Below are 271 nucleotides of genomic sequence, written 5' to 3'. Positions count from 1 at the left end.
CGAAAATCGCGCGCGCCTGCTCCATCGAGCTCTCTTCCGCGCCGGCAGGGGCAACGCCGAAGCCGGCGTTATTCACCAGCAGGTCGATGCGGCCCTCGCGCCGGATCACTTCGCCGACGGCGGCTTCCACCGACGCATCGCTGGTGACGTCGAGGGCCAGCATCTCGAACGGCTGCTTGCCCGGCTGCGCGCCCCGCCTGCTGGTGCCGAACACCTTGTAGCCGGCGTTGGCGAGCCGCTCCGCCGTGGCCTGGCCGATGCCTGAGGAGGC

General features: G+C 70.8%; 1 protein-coding gene. It reads right to left on the bottom strand.

The window, feature by feature from the left end; genetic code table 11:
* On the bottom strand, positions 1–271 hold a 271-nt coding region (locus tag AC0L2O_RS36805; protein WP_473373206.1), incomplete at both ends, for an SDR family NAD(P)-dependent oxidoreductase.

Source organism: Bradyrhizobium sp. Kon10 (assembly GCF_055807395.1).
Note: the sequence above shows the minus strand (reverse complement) of the source record. Positions and strands in the feature narration are given on the sequence as shown.